The 21,415-nt window shown below is 58.4% G+C and carries 16 protein-coding genes, 4 tRNA genes and 2 rRNA genes (1 of these 22 only partly in view); all 22 read left to right on the forward strand.

All coding sequences use genetic code 11. The features are described 5' to 3' along the window. Positions 1-1,627, forward strand: a 23S ribosomal RNA gene (locus K8374_RS01945); it begins 1,265 nt to the left of the window's first position. Positions 1,628-1,754: 127 nt separating this feature from the next. Beyond that, a 5S ribosomal RNA gene (gene rrf / locus K8374_RS01950) occupies positions 1,755-1,870 on the forward strand. Between the two features lie 325 nt (positions 1,871-2,195). Continuing rightward, entirely contained in the window at positions 2,196-3,155 is a 960-nt protein-coding gene (gene birA / locus K8374_RS01955) for a bifunctional biotin--[acetyl-CoA-carboxylase] ligase/biotin operon repressor BirA (RefSeq protein ID WP_224457751.1), read from the forward strand. Further along, a complete protein-coding gene (locus K8374_RS01960; protein ID WP_224457752.1) occupies positions 3,145-3,894 on the forward strand; it encodes a pantothenate kinase in 750 nt (249 codons plus the stop codon). Before birA ends, K8374_RS01960 begins: the two co-directional genes overlap by 11 nt. 7 nt (positions 3,895-3,901) lie before the next feature. Continuing rightward, a complete protein-coding gene (locus tag K8374_RS01965; protein ID WP_224457753.1) occupies positions 3,902-4,327 on the forward strand; it encodes a hypothetical protein in 426 nt (141 codons plus the stop codon). A gap of 144 nt (positions 4,328-4,471) precedes the next feature. Beyond that, a tRNA-Tyr gene (locus K8374_RS01970) sits at positions 4,472-4,556 on the forward strand. A 23-nt stretch (positions 4,557-4,579) separates the two neighbouring features. Then, positions 4,580-4,653 (forward strand) — tRNA-Gly (locus K8374_RS01975). A gap of 28 nt (positions 4,654-4,681) precedes the next feature. Beyond that, positions 4,682-4,757: transfer RNA gene (locus tag K8374_RS01980), tRNA-Thr, on the forward strand. An 80-nt stretch (positions 4,758-4,837) separates the two neighbouring features. Beyond that, positions 4,838-6,031, forward strand: a complete 1,194-nt coding sequence (tuf, locus tag K8374_RS01985) for an elongation factor Tu (protein ID WP_224457754.1) — start codon at positions 4,838-4,840, stop codon at positions 6,029-6,031. 55 nt (positions 6,032-6,086) lie between these two features. Beyond that, positions 6,087-6,162, forward strand: a tRNA-Trp gene (locus K8374_RS01990). A 43-nt stretch (positions 6,163-6,205) separates the two neighbouring features. Then, on the forward strand, positions 6,206-6,574 hold the full coding sequence (secE, locus tag K8374_RS01995; protein WP_084859382.1) for a preprotein translocase subunit SecE: 369 nt from the start codon (positions 6,206-6,208) through the stop codon (positions 6,572-6,574). Positions 6,575-6,583: 9 nt separating this feature from the next. Further along, positions 6,584-7,117 carry a transcription termination/antitermination protein NusG gene (gene nusG / locus K8374_RS02000; RefSeq protein WP_011531880.1) on the forward strand — a complete coding sequence of 178 codons (534 nt, stop codon included), beginning with the start codon at positions 6,584-6,586 and terminating at the stop codon, positions 7,115-7,117. Positions 7,118-7,236: 119 nt separating this feature from the next. Continuing rightward, positions 7,237-7,668 (forward strand): 50S ribosomal protein L11, encoded by a 432-nt coding sequence (rplK, locus tag K8374_RS02005; protein WP_224457755.1) that lies wholly within the window; start codon positions 7,237-7,239, stop codon positions 7,666-7,668. After that, positions 7,668-8,363, forward strand: coding sequence for a 50S ribosomal protein L1 (gene rplA / locus K8374_RS02010; RefSeq protein ID WP_084859378.1), 696 nt, complete (start codon positions 7,668-7,670; stop codon positions 8,361-8,363). Before rplK ends, rplA begins: the two co-directional genes overlap by 1 nt. Positions 8,364-8,563: 200 nt before the next feature. Next, positions 8,564-9,064 (forward strand): 50S ribosomal protein L10, encoded by a 501-nt coding sequence (rplJ, locus tag K8374_RS02015; RefSeq protein ID WP_084859376.1) that lies wholly within the window; start codon positions 8,564-8,566, stop codon positions 9,062-9,064. Between the two features lie 80 nt (positions 9,065-9,144). After that, the gene (rplL, locus tag K8374_RS02020; RefSeq protein ID WP_043215349.1) at positions 9,145-9,516 is read left to right on the forward strand and encodes a 50S ribosomal protein L7/L12; all 372 of its coding nucleotides are present in this window, start codon (positions 9,145-9,147) and stop codon (positions 9,514-9,516) included. Between the two features lie 50 nt (positions 9,517-9,566). Then, the gene (locus K8374_RS02025) at positions 9,567-9,755 is read left to right on the forward strand and encodes a hypothetical protein (RefSeq protein ID WP_224457756.1); all 189 of its coding nucleotides are present in this window, start codon (positions 9,567-9,569) and stop codon (positions 9,753-9,755) included. Next, complete coding sequence (gene rpoB, locus K8374_RS02030; RefSeq protein ID WP_084859375.1) at positions 9,736-13,809, forward strand: DNA-directed RNA polymerase subunit beta; 4,074 nt, start codon at positions 9,736-9,738, stop codon at positions 13,807-13,809. Before K8374_RS02025 ends, rpoB begins: the two co-directional genes overlap by 20 nt. 64 nt (positions 13,810-13,873) lie before the next feature. Next, the gene (gene rpoC, locus K8374_RS02035) at positions 13,874-18,073 is read left to right on the forward strand and encodes a DNA-directed RNA polymerase subunit beta' (protein WP_224457757.1); all 4,200 of its coding nucleotides are present in this window, start codon (positions 13,874-13,876) and stop codon (positions 18,071-18,073) included. A gap of 210 nt (positions 18,074-18,283) precedes the next feature. Beyond that, positions 18,284-18,655, forward strand: coding sequence for a 30S ribosomal protein S12 (gene rpsL / locus K8374_RS02040; RefSeq protein WP_003257088.1), 372 nt, complete (start codon positions 18,284-18,286; stop codon positions 18,653-18,655). Between the two features lie 106 nt (positions 18,656-18,761). Beyond that, entirely contained in the window at positions 18,762-19,232 is a 471-nt protein-coding gene (gene rpsG / locus K8374_RS02045) for a 30S ribosomal protein S7 (protein ID WP_003246741.1), read from the forward strand. A 30-nt stretch (positions 19,233-19,262) separates the two neighbouring features. Then, positions 19,263-21,407: an elongation factor G gene (gene fusA / locus K8374_RS02050; protein WP_084859371.1), complete on the forward strand. Its 2,145-nt coding sequence runs from the start codon at positions 19,263-19,265 to the stop codon at positions 21,405-21,407. Positions 21,408-21,415 lie beyond the last annotated feature (8 nt).

The following is a 21,415-nucleotide window of genomic DNA, read 5'->3' on the forward strand; positions in this document are numbered from 1 at the left end:
TGCGAGTGAAAAACTCGCACGCCGAAAGACCAAGGTTTCCTGCGCAACGTTAATCGACGCAGGGTTAGTCGGTCCCTAAGGCGAGGCTGAAAAGCGTAGTCGATGGAAAACAGGTTAATATTCCTGTACTTCCAGTTATTGCGATGGAGGGACGGAGAAGGCTAGGCCAGCTTGGCGTTGGTTGTCCAAGTTTAAGGTGGTAGGCTGAAATCTTAGGCAAATCCGGGATTTCAAGGCCGAGAGCTGATGACGAGTTGCCTTCAGGCGACGAAGTGGTTGATGCCATGCTTCCAAGAAAAGCTCCTAAGCTTCAGATAACTGGGAACCGTACCCCAAACCGACACAGGTGGTCGGGTAGAGAATACCAAGGCGCTTGAGAGAACTCGGGTGAAGGAACTAGGCAAAATGGCACCGTAACTTCGGGAGAAGGTGCGCCGGCGAGGGTGAAGGACTTGCTCCGTAAGCCCATGCCGGTCGAAGATACCAGGCCGCTGCGACTGTTTATTAAAAACACAGCACTCTGCAAACACGAAAGTGGACGTATAGGGTGTGACGCCTGCCCGGTGCCGGAAGGTTAATTGATGGGGTTAGCGCAAGCGAAGCTCTTGATCGAAGCCCCGGTAAACGGCGGCCGTAACTATAACGGTCCTAAGGTAGCGAAATTCCTTGTCGGGTAAGTTCCGACCTGCACGAATGGCGTAACGATGGCGGCGCTGTCTCCACCCGAGACTCAGTGAAATTGAAATCGCTGTGAAGATGCAGTGTATCCGCGGCTAGACGGAAAGACCCCGTGAACCTTTACTATAGCTTTGCACTGGACTTTGAGCTTGCTTGTGTAGGATAGGTGGGAGGCTTTGAAGTGGGGACGCCAGTTCTCATGGAGCCATCCTTGAAATACCACCCTGGCAACCTTGAGGTTCTAACTCAGGTCCGTGATCCGGATCGAGGACAGTGTATGGTGGGTAGTTTGACTGGGGCGGTCTCCTCCCAAAGAGTAACGGAGGAGTATGAAGGTGCGCTCAGACCGGTCGGAAATCGGTCGCAGAGTATAAAGGCAAAAGCGCGCTTGACTGCGAGACCCACACGTCGAGCAGGTACGAAAGTAGGTCTTAGTGATCCGGTGGTTCTGTATGGAAGGGCCATCGCTCAACGGATAAAAGGTACTCCGGGGATAACAGGCTGATACCGCCCAAGAGTTCATATCGACGGCGGTGTTTGGCACCTCGATGTCGGCTCATCACATCCTGGGGCTGAAGCCGGTCCCAAGGGTATGGCTGTTCGCCATTTAAAGTGGTACGCGAGCTGGGTTTAGAACGTCGTGAGACAGTTCGGTCCCTATCTGCCGTGGACGTTTGAGATTTGAGAGGGCTGCTCCTAGTACGAGAGGACCGGAGTGGACGAACCTCTGGTGTTCCGGTTGTCACGCCAGTGGCATTGCCGGGTAGCTATGTTCGGAAGAGATAACCGCTGAAAGCATCTAAGCGGGAAACTTGCCTCAAGATGAGATCTCACTGGGATCTTGAATCCCCTGAAGGGCCGTCGAAGACTACGACGTTGATAGGTCGGGTGTGTAAGCGCTGTGAGGCGTTGAGCTAACCGATACTAATTGCCCGTGAGGCTTGACCATATAACACCCAAGCAATTTGCTGTTGCGAATTGCGGTGGTGAAGACGAACGAACCGAAAGTTTGCATCACAAATTCACATATCCGAATTGGCTGGCATGTCCATCTGGACGTTCTGGCAACAGAATTTCTTGACGACCATAGAGCATTGGAACCACCTGATCCCATCCCGAACTCAGCAGTGAAACGATGCATCGCCGATGGTAGTGTGGGGCTTCCCCATGTGAGAGTAGGTCATCGTCAAGATTCATTTCGCAAAACCCCTATCTGCGTGAGCAGGTAGGGGTTTTGTCTTTCCGCTCTCCGAAAGACGCGCGCCTCGCCCTGTAGCGGCCTTGTGCCGCGAAGCGGGCGCGCAGCGACCGCCAACCCTGCCACCCCGATCCCCCTGGTGCACCGCGTCGCCTGGGCTTACGGCCGCTGCGCACCCGGTTCGCGGCACAAGGCCGCTCCTACAGAGGGGCGCGTCGGCTACAAGGCATTACCTGCGGGCCCAGGATTGCCGCCTTTTCCTATGCAAGCCCCCTGACGCGTCGCTATCATGCCAGCCTTATTCCTGGTCGAGACTGGCATGCTGAAGTTGTTGAATCTCCTCAAGGATGGCCGGTTCCATTCCGGGCAGGCCCTGGGGGAAGCATTGGGGGTGAGTCGCAGCGCCGTGTGGAAACAGCTGCAACACCTGGAAAGCGAACTAAACCTTGTTATCCACAAGGTGCGCGGTCGTGGCTATCAGTTGGCCGCACCGCTTGCCCTGCTCAACTCGCAATCGATCGCCGAATATACGCACGGAGAAGCTTGGCCGCTCGCGATCCATGACACCATCGATTCGACCAATGCCGAAGCCCTGCGCTTGATCGGCGAAGGGCGATCTGCGCCGTTCGTGGTGTTGGCCGAGCGTCAGAGCGCTGGCCGGGGAAGGCGAGGTCGCCAGTGGATAAGTCCGTTCGCTGAAAATCTCTATTACAGCTTGGTGCTGCGGGTGGATGGCGGCATGCGTCAGCTCGAAGGCCTGAGTTTGGTCGTTGGCCTGGCTGTCATGCGCACCCTCCAGGGGTTTGGCTTGGTGGGGGTCGGGTTGAAGTGGCCCAATGACCTATTGGTCGGTCAGCAAAAGATCGCGGGTATCCTCTTGGAGCTGGTTGGGGATCCTGCAGATGTCTGCCACGTCGTGCTGGGTATAGGCATCAATGTGAATATGCAGGTCAATGACCAAGTTGATCAGCAGTGGACGTCAATGAGGCGTGAGGCCGGGATAATGGTCGATCGTAATCGTCTCGTCGCGCAGCTCAACCAGCAACTGCAGCATGAGCTGGCTCGCCATCGTCGCTACGGTTTCGCGGCATTCCAGGAAGAATGGGAACAGGCGAACCTTTGGCAGGGGCGAACGGTATCGCTTGTTGCGGGTAACAACCGTATCGATGGGGTGGTGCTTGGGGTTGACGGGCAGGGCGCCCTGCGTCTTGAGGTCGATGGCGTGGAAAAGAGCTTCAGTGCAGGAGAGCTCAGTTTGAGGTTGCGTGATGATTCTTGAGCTCGATTGCGGTAACAGCTTTATCAAGTGGCGGGTGATCCACGCCAGTGATGCAACCATCGTCGGTGGTGGCATCGTCGACTCAGACCAGGCATTGCTGGTCCAGGTCGCTGGATTGCCCGGCCAGCGGTTGACTGGCTGCCGCATGGTGAGTGTGCGCAGCGAAGATGAAACCGATGTGCTTTGTGCGCTACTGGAACAGCGTTTCGGTGTGCGGGTGCAGGTTGCTCATCCCGCCCAGGAAATGGCTGGCGTGCGTAACGGGTATGACGACTACCAGCGCCTGGGCATGGATCGTTGGCTTGCCGCATTGGGTGCTTACCACCTGGCGAAAGGCGCCTGCCTTGTGATCGATCTGGGAACGGCGGCCAAGGCGGACTTCGTGGCTGCTGACGGTCAGCACCTCGGTGGGTACATCTGCCCAGGCATGCCGCTGATGCGCAGCCAGCTGCGTACGCATACCCGCAGGATCCGTTACGACGATGCGTCAGCGGAGCGCGCCTTGAGCAGCCTGGCTCCTGGGCATTCTACTGTTGAGGCGGTCGAGCGAGGTTGCGTATTGATGCTGCAAGGCTTTGCTCGTACACAGATCGAGCAGGCGCGTGCGTTGTGGGGGGATGCATTCTCCGTATTCCTTACTGGCGGTGATGCGCCCCTGGTGCAGGAGTCGGTCCCGCAGGCTCGGGTGATACCCGACCTGGTCTTCGTCGGCCTGGCCATGGCCTGTCCATTGGATTGAGGTGCCTATGCGTTGGTTGTTTCTGCTGTTGGTGGTGCTCAATGTCGTCTATTACGTCTGGCATCAGCAGGAAGCGCCGCTGAAGGCCAAGGAAGTGGCCCCTCTTTCTCTCTATAAAGGTAACCAGCAGGAGATTCGCCTGTTGCGTGAGACCGGAGCCTCTGCGCCGGCCAGGCGCCGTGAGGAGTGCCTGGTGGTAGGTGGGCTGGCGACCCAGGAACAGCTTGGCGCTCTGCGTCAGCGCCTGGTGAGCCTGGATATCGCTACCGTGCCGGTGGTGGGGCAGCTGCCCGGGGCAGACGGCCGCTGGTTGAAGGTGGCCGTTGAAAGCGAGCGTTTGCTGGACTCTGCAGTCCTTTCCAGTCTTTCCAAGGATTTCAAAGACTTAAAACACAAAATTATTTTGTGCGAGGGTATTGCAACTGCTGAATAGCTTGATAGAATGGCGCCCGCTTCGCAGGGAACACCACTGAGGTGGTAGGACCGGAAGCTGTTGTCAAAGTAGCTAACCTCAAGATTTTAATGAGAAAAAGCTTGACAGCAGGACGGCAAGAGTTGAAAATGCCGCCCACACTTAGGAGGGGTTCCCGAGTGGCCAAAGGGATCAGACTGTAAATCTGACGTCTACGACTTCGAAGGTTCGAATCCTTCCCCCTCCACCAGTTTAGCGAGAGCCGCAAGCTCCGCGGGTATAGTTTAGTGGTAGAACCTCAGCCTTCCAAGCTGATGATGCGGGTTCGATTCCCGCTACCCGCTCCAAGTTTGCTGTTATTGCAAAAAGCGTTTCGCTCTTGTAGCTCAGTTGGTAGAGCACACCCTTGGTAAGGGTGAGGTCAGCGGTTCAAGTCCGCTCAAGAGCTCCATATAAACAAGGCAGATATGAAAATATCTGCCTTTGTTTTATCAGTAGCAATGACTATTTCTTCTGCGGAGGACTGTATCGATGGCTAAGGAAAAGTTTGATCGTTCCCTTCCCCACGTTAACGTCGGCACCATCGGCCACGTTGACCACGGTAAGACCACTCTGACCGCAGCTCTGACTCGCGTCTGCTCCGAAGTTTTCGGTTCGGCAGTCGTTGAGTTCGACAAGATCGACTCGGCTCCGGAAGAAAAAGCGCGCGGTATCACCATCAACACCGCTCACGTCGAGTACAACTCGAACATTCGTCACTACGCTCACGTTGACTGCCCAGGTCACGCTGACTACGTGAAGAACATGATCACCGGTGCTGCCCAGATGGACGGCGCGATCCTGGTTTGCTCGGCCGCCGATGGTCCGATGCCACAAACCCGTGAGCACATCCTGCTGTCCCGTCAGGTAGGCGTTCCTTACATCGTGGTCTTCCTGAACAAGGCTGACCTGGTAGACGACGCTGAGCTGCTGGAACTGGTCGAGATGGAAGTTCGCGACCTGCTGTCCACCTACGACTTCCCAGGCGACGATACCCCGATCATCATCGGTTCGGCTCGTATGGCGCTGGAAGGCAAAGACGACAACGAAATGGGCACTACCGCTGTCAAGAAGCTGGTAGAAACTCTGGATGCCTACATCCCTGAGCCAGTTCGTGCCGTTGACCAGCCGTTCCTGATGCCGATCGAAGACGTGTTCTCGATCTCGGGTCGTGGTACCGTAGTTACCGGTCGTATCGAGCGTGGTATCGTCCGCGTTCAGGATCCGCTGGAAATCGTTGGTCTGCGTCCGACCACCAACACCACCTGCACCGGCGTTGAGATGTTCCGCAAGCTGCTGGACGAAGGTCGTGCTGGCGAGAACTGCGGCGTGCTGCTGCGCGGCACCAAGCGTGACGAAGTCGAGCGTGGTCAGGTTCTGGTCAAGCCGGGTTCGGTCAAGCCGCACACCAAGTTCACCGCAGAAGTCTACGTTCTGTCGAAGGAAGAAGGCGGCCGTCACACTCCGTTCTTCAAAGGCTACCGTCCTCAGTTCTACTTCCGTACCACTGACGTGACCGGTAACTGCGAACTGCCGGAAGGCGTTGAAATGGTAATGCCAGGTGACAACATTCAGATGACTGTCACCCTGATCAAGACCATCGCAATGGAAGACGGTCTGCGCTTCGCTATCCGTGAAGGCGGTCGTACCGTCGGCGCCGGCGTCGTAGCAAAAATTATTGAATAAGTAGTTGATTTCTCATGATCGGGCCGGCATAATGGCCGGCCTGATACAGCGTTAAAGGTCAGTAGCTCAATTGGCAGAGCGACGGTCTCCAAAACCGTAGGTTGGGGGTTCGATTCCCTCCTGACCTGCCATTCACCTCGGTGTGATGGCTTTCTTCTCACAGGATCCTCCTCGATGACTCCCAAAACTGAAGCCCAAGAATCGCGTTTTGATCTGTTCAAGTGGCTGGCTGTTGTTGTATTGGTAGTCGTTGGTGTTGTGGGTAATCAGTATTATTCCGCAGCTCCAATCCTGTATCGCGTCCTTGCACTTCTCGCCCTGGCTGCCGTTGCAGGCTTCGTTGCTCTGCAGACTGCAAAGGGTAAGTCGTTCTTTGCGTTGGCGAAGGAGGCTCGTGCCGAGATCCGTAAAGTCGTGTGGCCGACCCGCCAGGAAACCACTCAGACCACGCTCATCGTCGTGGTTGTCGTGCTGGTTATGGCGCTGCTGTTGTGGGGTCTTGATTCCCTGCTCGGCTGGGCGGTCTCCTTGATTGTTGGCTAAGGGTGTCCCGTGGCTAAGCGTTGGTACGTCGTGCATGCTTACTCGGGTTACGAGAAGCATGTCATGCGCTCCCTGATCGAGCGCGTCAAGCTGGCTGGCATGGAAGACGAGTTCGGCGAGATTCTTGTCCCGACCGAAGAAGTCGTTGAAATGCGTAACGGCCAGAAGCGCAAGAGCGAGCGTAAGTTCTTCCCTGGCTATGTATTGGTCCAGATGGAAATGAACGAAGGGACTTGGCACCTCGTCAAGGATACCCCTCGTGTCATGGGTTTCATTGGTGGTACCGCAGATAAGCCTGCGCCGATCACCGATAAAGAGGCTGAAGCTATCCTGCGTCGCGTTGCCGATGGCAGTGACAAGCCGAAGCCGAAGACGCTGTTCGAGCCGGGTGAAGTGGTTCGCGTCATTGACGGTCCCTTCGCTGACTTCAACGGCAGTGTCGAAGAAGTTAACTACGAAAAGAGCCGCTTGCAGGTTGCAGTGCTTATTTTCGGTCGCTCTACTCCGGTGGAGCTCGAGTTCAGCCAGGTCGAGAAGGTCTAGGCGAACGACGCATCCCATACCCCGCAGCCCTATGTGCTGCGGGGTTTTGTCGTCACTGGGATAAAACGCAAGTCATACGGGGAGCCATCTGGCGTTCGTACCCGATTTTGGAGTAGCTCATGGCTAAGAAGATTCAGGCTTATATCAAGCTGCAAGTTAAGGCCGGCCAGGCCAACCCAAGCCCACCCGTTGGTCCAGCACTGGGTCAGCACGGCGTGAACATCATGGAATTCTGCAAGGCCTTCAACGCCCGTACCCAGGGTCAAGAGCCAGGTCTGCCGACTCCAGTGATCATCACTGTCTACAGTGACCGTAGCTTCACCTTCGAAACCAAGAGCACCCCTGCCTCGGTTCTGCTGAAGAAAGCAGCTGGCCTGACCAGCGGTTCGGCCCGTCCGAACACTGTCAAGGTCGGTACCGTGACCCGTGCTCAGCTGGAAGAGATCGCCAAGACCAAGCAGGCTGATCTGACCGCAGCTGGCCTGGACGCTGCCGTGCGCACCATCGCCGGCTCCGCCCGCAGCATGGGCCTGAACGTGGAGGGTGTGTAATGGCTAAGCTGACTAAGCGCCAAAAGGCTATCGCCGAGAAAATCGAAGCAGGCAAGGCCTACAACTTCGAAGAGGCCGCGAATCTGCTGGCTTCCCTGCCGGCTGCCAAATTCGTCGAGTCTTACGACATCGCCGTCAACCTCGGTGTTGACCCGCGTAAATCCGACCAGGTCGTCCGCAGCGCTACCGTGCTGCCGCACGGCACTGGCAAGACCGTTCGTGTAGCCGTCTTCACCCAGGGCCCAGCTGCTGAAGCTGCTCTGGCCGCCGGCGCCGACCGCGTTGGTATGGACGACCTGGCTGCCGAAATGAAAGGCGGCGACCTGAACTATGACGTCGTCATCGCATCGCCTGATGCCATGCGCGTTGTGGGTCAGCTGGGCCAGGTCCTGGGTCCTCGTGGCCTGATGCCGAACCCGAAAGTGGGTACTGTAACTCCAGACGTAGCCGGCGCCGTCAAGAACGCCAAGGCTGGTCAGGTTCGCTACCGTACCGACAAGAACGGTATCATCCACACCTCCGTTGGCAAGGTCGGCTTCGAAGCTGGCAAGCTGAAGGAAAACGTTGAAGCCCTGATCGCCGATCTGAAGCGTATCAAGCCGGCTTCCTCGAAAGGTATCTACGTCAAGCGCGTAACCCTGAGCACCACTATGGGCCCAGGTCTGATCATCGATCAGAGCTCGCTGAACGTGTAATGCTCGGCCGGTGCGGCCCTGTTCGCACCGGCTGCTGAAAATTGGGGTCCCTGCCTGGCGGGGGCTGTCCAAGACCGTAGGCGGCGCAAGCCTTAAACCACAAGCCTACGCAGATGGTGCTCCCGATTCGTTACCGAATCAGACACCAAAACGACATCTGGCCTCGGCTGGATGAAACGGTAAAAACCAGGAGTAAACCCGTGGCAATTAAACTCGAAGACAAGAAGGCCATCGTCGCTGAAGTCAACGAGGCTGCCAAAGTCGCTCTGTCCGCTGTCGTGGCCGATGCCCGTGGTGTGACTGTAGGCGCAATGACCGGACTCCGTAAAGAGGCCCGCGAAGCTGGCGTTTACGTACGTGTCGTACGTAACACCCTGCTCAAGCGCGCTGTTGAAGGCACCGAGTACTCGGTCCTCAATGACGCGTTCAAAGGCCCGACCCTGATCGCTTTCTCCAATGAACACCCGGGCGCTGCTGCTCGTCTGTTCAAAGAGTTCGCCAAGGGTCAGGACAAGTTCGAGATCAAGGCAGCTGCGTTCGACGGCAAGTTCCTTGCCGCTAACCAGATCGACGTGCTGGCAACTCTGCCAACTCGCGACGAGGCTATCGCACAGCTGATGAGCGTGATCCAAGGTGCAACCAGCAAGCTGGCTCGTACCCTGGCTGCTCTGCGCGACCAGAAAGAAGCTGCTGCAGCCTAAGGCCGCGTAGTCTCTTTCGAAATCAAACGTTTAATTTGATGGCCGCGTAGGCTGTCACCCCAATACAGGAATTCATAGTCATGTCTCTGACTAACGAGCAAATCATCGAAGCGATCGGCCAGAAAACCGTTCTGGAAATTGTTGAACTGATCAAAGCGATGGAAGAAACCTTCGGCGTTACCGCTGCTGCCGCCGTTGCTGCTGCCCCTGCTGGTGGCGCTGCTGCCGCTGCTGAAGAGCAGACCGAGTTCAACGTCGTTCTGGCCGAAGCTGGCGACAAGAAGGTCAACGTGATCAAGGCCGTTCGTGAACTGACCGGTCTGGGCCTGAAAGAAGCCAAAGAGAAAGTTGACGGCGCTCCTGCTGTGATCGCTGAAGGCGTTTCGAAAGAAGCTGCTGAAGACGCCAAGAAGAAGCTGGAAGAAGCAGGCGCTAAAGTCGAGCTGAAGTAATTTCGACTTTGCGACTCCAGCCCAAGCGTTGAGCGAAAGGCTGACGGCTGGTGGCTTATGCCACCGGCCTTTTTCCGTTATTGGTGGCCGATCAGGTCGGCCCCGATAACGTGCTGCAAGACACCCAAGAGGGTGTGCAAACCATGGGGTTTGCAGATTTTCTGGCTGCTCCCGCTCGGGAGGAGCCAAACAAGCAGGTGACCAAGCTGGGGAACGCTGATGGCTTACTCATACACTGAGAAAAAACGTATCCGCAAGGACTTTAGCAAGTTGCCGGACGTCATGGATGTGCCTTACCTCCTGGCCATCCAGCTGGATTCGTATCGCGAATTCCTGCAGGCGGGAGCATCCAAGGATCAGTTCCGCGACGTCGGCCTGCACGCGGCCTTCAAATCGGTATTCCCGATCATCAGCTACTCCGGCAATGCTGCCCTGGAGTACGTCGGCTATCGCCTGGGCGAGCCGGCCTTCGATGTGAAGGAATGTGTCCTGCGTGGCGTGACGTTCGCTGTCCCGCTGCGTGTGAAGGTGCGCCTGATCATCTTCGACAAGGAATCGTCGAACAAAGCGATCAAGGACATCAAAGAGCAAGAAGTCTACATGGGTGAAATCCCCCTGATGACTGAAAACGGTACCTTCGTTATCAACGGTACCGAGCGTGTTATCGTTTCCCAGCTGCACCGCTCGCCTGGTGTGTTCTTCGACCACGACCGTGGCAAGACCCACAGCTCCGGCAAGCTGCTGTACTCCGCTCGCATCATCCCTTACCGCGGTTCCTGGTTGGACTTCGAGTTCGACCCGAAGGACTGCGTGTTCGTGCGTATCGACCGTCGCCGCAAGCTGCCGGCTTCGGTACTGCTGCGTGCCCTGGGCTACAGCACCGAGGAAATCCTCAACACCTTCTACACCACCAACGTGTTCCACGTTTCCGGCGAAAAACTGAGCCTGGAGCTGGTTCCTCAGCGTCTGCGTGGTGAAGTCGCGGTCATGGACATCCATGACGGCAGCGGCAAGGTCATCGTCGAGCAGGGCCGCCGTATTACCGCGCGCCACATCAACCAGCTCGAGAAGGCCGGCGTCAAGCAGCTGGACGTTCCAATGGAATACGTCCTGGGCCGTACCACCGCCAAGGCCATCGTGCATCCGGCCACCGGCGAGATCCTGGCCGAGTGCAACACCGAACTGACCACCGAGCTGCTGATCAAGGTCGCCAAGGCGCAGGTCGTGCGCATCGAGACCCTGTACACCAACGACATCGACTGCGGCCCGTTCATCTCCGATACCCTGAAGATCGACACCACCAGCAACCAGCTGGAGGCCCTGGTCGAAATCTACCGCATGATGCGCCCAGGCGAGCCGCCAACCAAGGATGCCGCCGAGACCCTGTTCAACAACCTGTTCTTCAGCGCCGAGCGTTACGACCTGTCCGCCGTGGGCCGCATGAAGTTCAACCGTCGTATCGGTCGTACCGAGATCGAAGGTTCGGGCGTGCTGAGCAAGGAAGACATCGTCGACGTATTGAAGACCTTGGTCGACATCCGTAACGGCAAAGGCATCGTCGATGACATCGACCACTTGGGTAACCGTCGCGTCCGTTGTGTCGGCGAGATGGCCGAGAACCAGTTCCGCGTTGGCCTGGTGCGCGTAGAGCGCGCGGTCAAGGAACGCCTGTCGATGGCTGAAAGCGAAGGCCTGATGCCGCAGGACCTGATCAACGCCAAGCCGGTTGCGGCGGCGGTGAAGGAGTTCTTCGGTTCCAGCCAGCTCTCGCAGTTCATGGACCAGAACAACCCGCTCTCCGAGATCACCCACAAGCGCCGCGTCTCCGCACTCGGCCCAGGCGGCCTGACCCGTGAGCGTGCTGGCTTCGAGGTTCGTGACGTACACCCGACCCACTATGGCCGCGTGTGCCCGATCGAAACCCCTGAAGGTCCGAACATCGGTCTGATCAACTCCCTGGCGGCCTACGCCCGCACCAACCAGTACGGCTTCCTGGAAAGCCCGTACCGCGTGGTGAAAGAGGGTGTGGTCACCGACGAGATCGTCTTCCTGTCCGCCATCGAAGAAGCCGATCACGTGATCGCCCAGGCTTCGGCCGCGATGAACGAGAAGAAGCAGCTTGTCGATGAGCTGGTAGCGGTCCGTCACCTGAACGAATTCACCGTCAAGGCGCCGGAAGACGTCACCCTGATGGACGTTTCGCCGAAGCAGGTTGTTTCCGTCGCTGCCTCGCTGATCCCGTTCCTCGAGCACGACGACGCCAACCGTGCCTTGATGGGTTCGAACATGCAGCGTCAGGCCGTTCCGACCCTGCGCGCCGACAAGCCGCTGGTCGGTACCGGCATGGAGCGCAACGTCGCCCGTGACTCCGGCGTCTGCGTCGTGGCCCGTCGTGGCGGCGTGATCGACTCGGTCGACGCCAGCCGTATCGTGGTTCGCGTGGCCGACGATGAAGTCGAGACCGGCGAAGCAGGTGTGGATATCTACAACCTGACCAAGTACACCCGTTCGAACCAGAACACCTGCATCAACCAGCGTCCGCTGGTGAGCAAGGGTGATGTGGTCGCGCGTGGCGACATCATGGCCGACGGCCCGTCCACCGACATGGGTGAACTGGCGCTGGGTCAGAACATGCGCATCGCGTTCATGGCGTGGAACGGCTTCAACTTCGAAGACTCCATCTGCCTGTCCGAGCGTGTGGTCCAGGAAGATCGCTTCACCACCATCCACATCCAGGAACTGACCTGTGTGGCGCGTGACACCAAGCTTGGCCCAGAGGAAATCACCGCGGACATCCCGAACGTGGGTGAGGCTGCGCTGAACAAGCTGGACGAAGCCGGTATCGTCTACGTAGGTGCCGAAGTCGGCGCTGGCGACATCCTGGTCGGCAAGGTCACTCCGAAAGGCGAGACCCAGCTGACGCCGGAAGAAAAACTGCTGCGCGCCATCTTCGGTGAGAAGGCCAGCGACGTTAAGGACACCTCCCTGCGCGTGCCGACCGGTACCAAGGGCACCGTCATCGACGTCCAGGTCTTCACCCGTGACGGCGTCGAGCGCGACAGCCGCGCCCTGGCCATCGAGAAGATGCAGCTGGACGAGATCCGCAAGGACCTCAACGAAGAGTTCCGCATCGTCGAGGGCGCGACCTTCGAACGTCTGCGTGCAGCCCTGAACGGCCAGGTGGTCGACGGTGGTGCGGGCCTGAAGAAAGGCACCGTGATCACTGACGAAGTCCTGAACGGTCTGGAGCACGGCCAGTGGTTCAAGCTGCGCATGGCTGAAGATGCACTGAACGAGCAGCTGGAAAAGGCTCAGCAGTACATCGTCGATCGCCGTCGCCTGCTGGACGACAAGTTCGAAGACAAGAAGCGCAAGCTGCAGCAAGGCGATGACCTGGCTCCAGGCGTACTGAAGATCGTCAAGGTCTACCTGGCTATCCGCCGTCGCATCCAGCCGGGTGACAAGATGGCCGGTCGTCACGGTAACAAGGGTGTGGTCTCGGTGATCATGCCGGTCGAAGACATGCCGCACGACGCCAACGGTACTCCGGTCGACGTCGTTCTGAACCCGCTGGGCGTACCTTCGCGTATGAACGTCGGTCAGATCCTTGAAACCCACCTGGGCCTCGCGGCCAAGGGCCTGGGCGAGAAGATCGACCGCATGATCGAAGAGCAGCGCAAGGCCGCTGAGCTGCGCAGCTTCCTGACCGAGGTCTACAACGAGATCGGCGGTCGCCAGGAAAACCTGGACGAGTTCTCGGACGAAGAGATCCTCGCCTTGGCGAACAACCTGAAGAAGGGCGTGCCGATGGCTACCCCGGTCTTCGATGGTGCCAAGGAACGCGAGATCAAGGCCATGCTGAAGCTGGCCGACATGCCTGAGAGCGGCCAGATGGTCCTGTTCGATGGCCGTACCGGCAACAAGTTCGAGCGTCCTGTAACCGTGGGTTACATGTACATGCTCAAGCTGAACCACTTGGTGGACGACAAGATGCACGCGCGTTCCACTGGTTCGTACAGCCTGGTTACCCAGCAGCCGCTGGGTGGTAAGGCGCAGTTCGGTGGTCAGCGTTTCGGGGAGATGGAAGTGTGGGCGCTGGAAGCATACGGCGCGGCATACACCCTGCAAGAAATGCTCACAGTGAAGTCGGACGACGTGAACGGCCGTACCAAGATGTACAAGAACATCGTGGATGGCGATCACCGTATGGAGCCGGGCATGCCCGAGTCCTTCAACGTGTTGATCAAAGAGATCCGTTCGCTCGGTATCGATATCGATCTGGAAACCGAATAACACGTGACGCGAAGGGGAGCGGGGCAGGTAATGCCCGCTTCCTGCTCCGCCAGGAGGAAAGGCCTTGAAAGACCTACTGAATTTGCTGAAAAACCAGGGTCAAGTCGAAGAGTTCGACGCTATCCGCATCGGTCTGGCGTCGCCTGAGATGATCCGTTCGTGGTCGTTCGGTGAAGTTAAGAAGCCGGAAACCATCAACTACCGTACGTTCAAACCTGAGCGTGACGGCCTGTTCTGCGCCAAGATCTTTGGCCCAGTCAAGGATTACGAGTGCCTGTGCGGTAAGTACAAGCGCCTCAAGCACCGCGGTGTGATCTGCGAGAAGTGCGGCGTTGAAGTCGCCCTGGCCAAGGTTCGTCGTGAGCGCATGGCGCACATCGAACTGGCCTCGCCGGTTGCCCACATCTGGTTCCTGAAGTCGCTGCCGTCCCGTATCGGCCTGCTGATGGACATGACCCTGCGTGACATCGAGCGCGTGCTCTACTTCGAGAGCTATGTCGTTATCGATCCGGGCATGACTACCCTGGAAAAGGGCCAGCTGCTGAACGACGAGCAGTATTTCGAAGCGCTGGAAGAGTTCGGTGACGACTTCGACGCCCGCATGGGTGCCGAGGCTGTCCGCGAGCTGCTGCACGCTATCGACCTGGAGCACGAAATTGGCCGCCTGCGCGAAGAGATTCCGCAGACCAACTCGGAAACCAAGATCAAGAAGCTGTCCAAGCGCCTGAAGCTGATGGAAGCTTTCCAGGGCTCGGGCAACCTGCCTGAGTGGATGGTCCTGACCGTTCTGCCGGTTCTGCCGCCAGACCTGCGTCCGCTGGTTCCGCTGGATGGTGGTCGCTTCGCGACTTCCGATCTGAACGACCTGTACCGCCGGGTGATCAACCGTAACAACCGTCTGAAGCGCCTGCTGGACCTGTCGGCACCGGACATCATCGTGCGCAACGAAAAGCGCATGCTGCAGGAAGCGGTCGACGCCCTGCTGGACAACGGCCGTCGCGGTCGCGCCATCACCGGCTCGAACAAGCGTCCGCTGAAGTCCTTGGCCGACATGATCAAAGGTAAGCAGGGTCGCTTCCGTCAGAACCTGCTCGGTAAGCGCGTGGACTACTCCGGTCGTTCGGTAATTACCGTAGGCCCGACCCTGCGCCTGCACCAGTGCGGTCTGCCGAAGAAGATGGCCCTGGAGCTGTTCAAGCCGTTCATTTTCGGCAAGCTGGAAATGCGTGGTCTGGCGACCACCATCAAGGCTGCCAAGAAGATGGTCGAGCGCGAGCTGCCGGAGGTCTGGGACGTCCTGGCCGAGGTGATCCGCGAACACCCCGTACTGCTCAACCGTGCGCCGACCCTCCACCGTCTGGGTATCCAGGCGTTCGAGCCGGTGCTGATCGAAGGCAAGGCAATCCAGCTGCACCCATTGGTGTGTGCTGCGTACAACGCCGACTTCGACGGTGACCAGATGGCTGTTCACGTGCCGCTGACGCTGGAAGCCCAGCTCGAGGCGCGCGCGCTGATGATGTCGACCAACAACATCCTGTCGCCTGCCAACGGCGAGCCGATCATCGTTCCTTCGCAGGACGTGGTTCTGGGTCTGTACTACATGACCCGTGAAGCCATCAACGCCAAGGGCGAAGGTCGTGTGTTCGCTGACCTGCAGGAAGTCGACCGCGTATTCCGCGCCGGCGAGGCCGCGCTGCACGCGAAGATCAAGGTCCGTATCAACGAGACCGTGAAGGAGCGTGACGGCAGCATCACCAAGAACACCCGTATCGTCGACACCACCGTCGGCCGTGCGCTGCTGTTCCAGGTCGTGCCAGCTGGCCTGCCGTTCGACGTCGTCAACCAGTCGATGAAGAAAAAGGCGATCTCCAAGCTGATCAACCAGTGCTATCGTGTGGTAGGTCTGAAGGAAACCGTCATCTTCGCCGACCAGCTGATGTACACCGGCTTTGCTTATTCGACCATTTCCGGTGTATCGATCGGTGTTAACGACTTCGTTATCCCGGACGAGAAGGCCCGCATCATCGGTACCGCTACCGACGAAGTGAAGGAAATCGAGAGCCAGTACGCCTCCGGCCTGGTAACCCAGGGCGAGAAGTACAACAAGGTCATCGACTTGTGGTCCAAGGCGAACGACGAAGTGTCCAAGGCGATGATGGCCAACCTCTCGAAAGAGAAGGTCATCGACCGCGAAGGCAATGAAGTCGAGCAGGAATCCTTCAACTCGATGTACATGATGGCTGACTCCGGTGCGCGGGGTTCCGCGGCCCAGATCCGTCAGCTGGCCGGTATGCGTGGCCTGATGGCCAAGCCGGACGGCTCCATCATCGAGACGCCGATCACTGCAAACTTCCGTGAAGGTCTGAGCGTTCTGCAGTACTTCATCTCGACCCACGGTGCTCGTAAAGGTCTGGCGGATACCGCACTGAAGACCGCGAACTCCGGTTACCTGACCCGTCGTCTGGTCGACGTGGCCCAGGATCTGGTGGTGACCGAGATCGACTGCGGCACCGATCAGGGCCTGGTCATGACCCCGCACATCGAAGGCGGCGACGTTGTCGAGCCGCTGGGTGAGCGCGTACTGGGTCGTGTCATCGCCCGTGACGTGTTCAAGCCGGGCACCGAAGACGTCATCGTTCCGGCCGGTACCCTGGTCGACGAGAAGTGGGTCGAGTTCATCGAGCTGAACAGCATCGACGAAGTGGTCGTACGTTCGCCGATCAGCTGCGAAACCCGCTACGGCATCTGCGCCAAGTGCTACGGTCGTGACCTGGCTCGCGGTCACCAGGTGAACATCGGTGAGGCTGTCGGCGTTATCGCAGCCCAGTCGATCGGTGAGCCGGGTACCCAGCTGACCATGCGTACCTTCCACATCGGTGGTGCTGCAAGCCGTACCTCGGCTGCCGACAGCGTCCAGGTGAAGAACGGCGGTATGGTGCGTCTGCACAACCTCAAGCAGGTCGAACGCGCCGATGGCAACCTGGTTGCCGTATCGCGTTCCGGCGAGCTGGCCATTGCCGACGAGTTCGGCCGTGAGCGTGAGCGCTACAAGCTGCCGTACGGTGCGGTCATTTCGGTCAAGGAAGGTGAGAAGGTCGAAGCTGGCGCCATCGTCGCCAAGTGGGACCCGCACACCCATCCGATCGTTACCGAACTGAAAGGTACCGTGACCTTCGTGGGCATGGAAGAAGGCATCACCATCAAGCGTCAGACCGACGAGTTGACCGGCCTGACCAACATCGAAGTGATGGACGTCAAGGATCGCCCTGCTGCAGGCAAGGAAATCCGTCCGGCGATCAAGATGGTCGACGCCGCAGGCAAGGACCTGTACCTGCCAGGTACCGATGTACCTGCCCAGTACTTCCTGCCGGCCAACGCCCTCGTCGGTGTGGCTGACGGTGCACAGATCGGTGTGGGTGACGTTATCGCGCGTATTCCGCAAGAAACGTCCAAGACCCGTGACATCACCGGTGGTCTGCCGCGCGTTGCCGACTTGTTCGAAGCGCGTCGTCCGAAGGAAGCGTCGATCCTGGCTGAAGTCAGCGGTACCATTGCCTTCGGTAAGGAAACCAAGGGCAAGCGTCGCCTGGTCATTACCCCGACCGACGGCAGCGATCCGTACGAAGAGCTGATTCCGAAGTGGCGCCACCTGAACGTCTTCGAAGGCGAACAGGTAAACCGCGGCGAAGTCATTTCCGACGGCCCGAGCGATCCGCACGACATCCTGCGCCTGCTGGGTGTGAGCGCGCTGGCCAAGTACATCGTCAACGAGATCCAGGACGTTTACCGCCTGCAGGGCGTGAAGATCAACGACAAGCACATCGAGACCATCCTGCGTCAGATGCTGCGTAAGGTTGAGATCACCGAGTCCGGCGACTCCAGCTTCATCAAGGGCGACCAGATGGAACTGACCCAGGTGCTGGTCGAGAACGAGCGTCTCGCCGCCGAGGACAAGTTCGTCTCGAAGTTCTCGCGTGTACTGCTGGGTATCACCAAGGCCTCGCTGTCGACCGAATCGTTCATCTCCGCGGCTTCCTTCCAGGAAACCACCCGCGTGCTGACCGAGGCGGCCGTCACCGGCAAGCGCGATTATCTGCGCGGCCTGAAGGAAAACGTGGTCGTGGGTCGTCTGATCCCGGCCGGTACCGGTCTGGCCTACCACAGCGAGCGTAAGCGTCGCCGTGATGCCGACAAGCCGCTGCGTGTGAGCGCCAGTGAGGTGGAAGCCGCACTGACCGAAGCGCTGAACTCCAGCGGTAACTAAGAACAGGGCAGGGCCCCGGTTCATCTCGCAGGGCATCGGTGACATGAATTGTTGCCGATGACCGGGCGAGGAGGGCCGGGGCCTCGTCTTGACTGGGTGCAAGATCCTCTTTAGACTTTTGTACCCTTAAATTTGGTGAGGCTCCGTCTCGCCAATTTTTGGCTTTCTTGCAAGACAATAGCGTCGCAAGACAATCAGTGGAGCTAGTAGATGGCAACTATCAACCAGCTGGTACGTCAGCCGCGTAAGCGTACCGTCGAGAAATCCGACGTACCTGCGCTGCAGAACTGCCCGCAGCGTCGTGGCGTGTGCACCCGCGTGTACACCACCACGCCGAAAAAACCTAACTCGGCACTGCGTAAAGTATGCCGTGTGCGTCTGACCAACGGTTTCGAGGTTTCCTCGTACATCGGCGGTGAAGGCCACAACCTGCAAGAGCACAGCGTCGTCCTGATCCGTGGCGGCCGTGTAAAAGACTTGCCAGGTGTTCGTTACCACACCGTTCGCGGCTCTCTGGATACTTCGGGCGTCAAAGGCCGTAACCAGGGTCGTTCCAAGTACGGTACCAAGCGTCCGAAGTAATCGGCCGTTTGCAGACATCCAATTTTTTGAGTCGATAAGAGTAAGGTCGGGCAGGGGTCGAAGACCCGCGTCCCGGGCTAACCTGAAGACCGTTTGAGGGCTTATCATGCCAAGACGTCGTGTAGCAGCAAAACGTGAGATCCTGGACGATCCGAAGTACGGATCCCAGATCCTCGCCAAGTTCATGAACCACGTGATGGAAAGCGGCAAGAAGGCCGTAGCCGAGCGCATCGTTTACGGTGCCCTGGATACCGTCAAAGCACGCAAGAACAGCGACCCCCTGGAAATCTTCGAGAAAGCTCTCGACGCCATCGCTCCGCTGGTCGAAGTAAAGTCCCGCCGTGTCGGCGGTGCCACTTACCAGGTTCCGGTTGAAGTTCGTCCGTCCCGTCGTAACGCTCTGGCAATGCGCTGGCTCGTAGACTACGCCCGCAAGCGTGGCGAGAAGTCCATGGCCCTGCGCCTGGCTGGTGAACTGCTGGATGCTGCCGAAGGCAAGGGTGCTGCAGTCAAGAAGCGTGAAGACGTGCACCGTATGGCCGAAGCCAACAAGGCGTTCTCGCACTACCGCTTCTAATTCAAGCATCAATTTTTTTGCGAGGGCTTTATGGCTCGTACTACAGCTATTAACCGCTACCGTAACATCGGTATCTGCGCGCACGTCGATGCGGGCAAGACTACCACTACCGAGCGGATCCTGTTCTACACAGGTCTGAGCCACAAGATGGGCGAGGTGCATGACGGCGCCGCGACCACCGACTGGATGGTGCAGGAGCAGGAGCGCGGTATCACCATTACCTCCGCTGCCGTTACCACCTTCTGGAAGGGCTCCCGTGGTCAGTACGACAACTACCGCGTAAACGTCATCGATACCCCCGGCCACGTTGACTTCACCATCGAAGTTGAGCGTTCGCTGCGTGTACTCGACGGCGCGGTCGTCGTATTCTGCGGTACCTCCGGCGTTGAGCCGCAGTCCGAAACCGTATGGCGTCAGGCCAACAAGTACGGCGTTCCACGTGTTGTCTACGTGAACAAGATGGACCGTGCCGGTGCCAACTTCCTGCGCGTTGTCGGCCAGATCAAGAACCGCCTGGGTCACACCCCGGTTCCAATCCAGCTGGCTATCGGCGCCGAGGACAACTTCCAGGGTCAGGTCGACCTGATCAAGATGAAAGCCATCTACTGGAACGAAGACGACAAGGGCACCACCTATCGTGAGGAAGAAATTCCTGCCGATATGCTGGAGCTGGCTGAAGAGTGGCGCGCCAACATGGTCGAGTCCGCTGCCGAAGCCAACGAAGAGCTGATGAACAAGTACCTTGAAGAAGGTGACCTGTCCGTCGAAGAGATCAAGGCCGGTCTGCGCGCCCGTACTCTGGCGAGCGAAATCGTTCCTGCTGTCTGCGGCTCCTCGTTCAAGAACAAGGGCGTTCCCCTGGTTCTCGACGCTGTGATCGACTTCCTGCCGGCTCCGACCGAAATTCCTGCCATCCAGGGTATCAACCCGGATGACAAGGATCTGGCCAAGGACGATCCTGCCGTTCGTCACGACGAGCGTCATGCCGACGACAACGAGCCGTTCTCGGCTCTGGCGTTCAAGATCGCTACCGACCCGTTCGTAGGTACCCTGACCTTCGTTCGCGTGTACTCGGGCGTTCTGAGCTCCGGTGACTCGGTCATCAACTCGGTCAAGGGCAAGAAAGAGCGCGTTGGTCGTATGGTGCAGATGCACGCCAACCAGCGTGAAGAGATCAAGGAAGTACGCGCTGGCGACATCGCGGCCCTGATCGGCATGAAGGACGTCACCACGGGTGAAACCCTGTGCGACGCCGACAAGCCAATCATCCTCGAGCGTATGGACTTCCCAGAGCCAGTGATCTCGCTGTCTGTTGAGCCGAAGACCAAGCAAGACCAGGAAAAGATGGGTATCGCGCTGGGCAAGCTGGCCCAGGAAGACCCGTCGTTCCGCGTCAAGACCGACGAAGAAACCGGCCAGACCATCATCTCCGGTATGGGTGAGCTGCACCTGGACATCATCGTTGACCGCATGAAGCGCGAATTCAACGTTGAGGCCAACATCGGCAAGCCGCAGGTTTCGTACCGCGAGAAGATCACCAAGTCCAACGTCGAGATCGAAGGCAAGTTCGTTCGTCAGTCGGGTGGTCGTGGTCAGTTCGGTCATTGCTGGATCCGCTTCTCCGAGCCGGACCAGGATGACAAGGGCAACATCACCGAAGGCCTGGTCTTCACCAACGAAGTCGTTGGCGGTGTGGTTCCGAAGGAATACATCCCGGCGATCCAGAAGGGTATCGAAGAGCAGATGAAGAACGGCGTTGTCGCCGGCTATCCTCTGATCGGCCTGAAGGCTACCGTGTTCGACGGTTCGTACCACGACGTCGACTCCAACGAGATGGCGTTCAAGATCGCGGCCTCCATGGCGACCAAGCAGCTGGCTCAGAAGGGCGGCGGTGTTGTGCTTGAACCGATCATGAAGGTTGAGGTAGTAACCCCTGAGGATTACATGGGTGACGTGATGGGTGACCTGAACCGTCGTCGTGGTCTGATCCAGGGTATGGATGACTCGGTCTCCGGCAAGGTTATCCGTGCAGAAGTCCCGCTGGGAGAAATGTTCGGTTATGCGACCGACGTCCGTTCCATGTCTCAGGGTCGCGCAAGCTACTCCATGGAATTCTCCAAGTACTCCGAAGCTCCGTCGAACATCGTCGAAGCACTCGTTAAAAAACAAGGCTAATCCAGCCC

It is taken from the genome of Pseudomonas sp. p1(2021b) (assembly GCF_020151015.1).
Classification (GTDB): domain Bacteria; phylum Pseudomonadota; class Gammaproteobacteria; order Pseudomonadales; family Pseudomonadaceae; genus Aquipseudomonas; species Aquipseudomonas putida_K.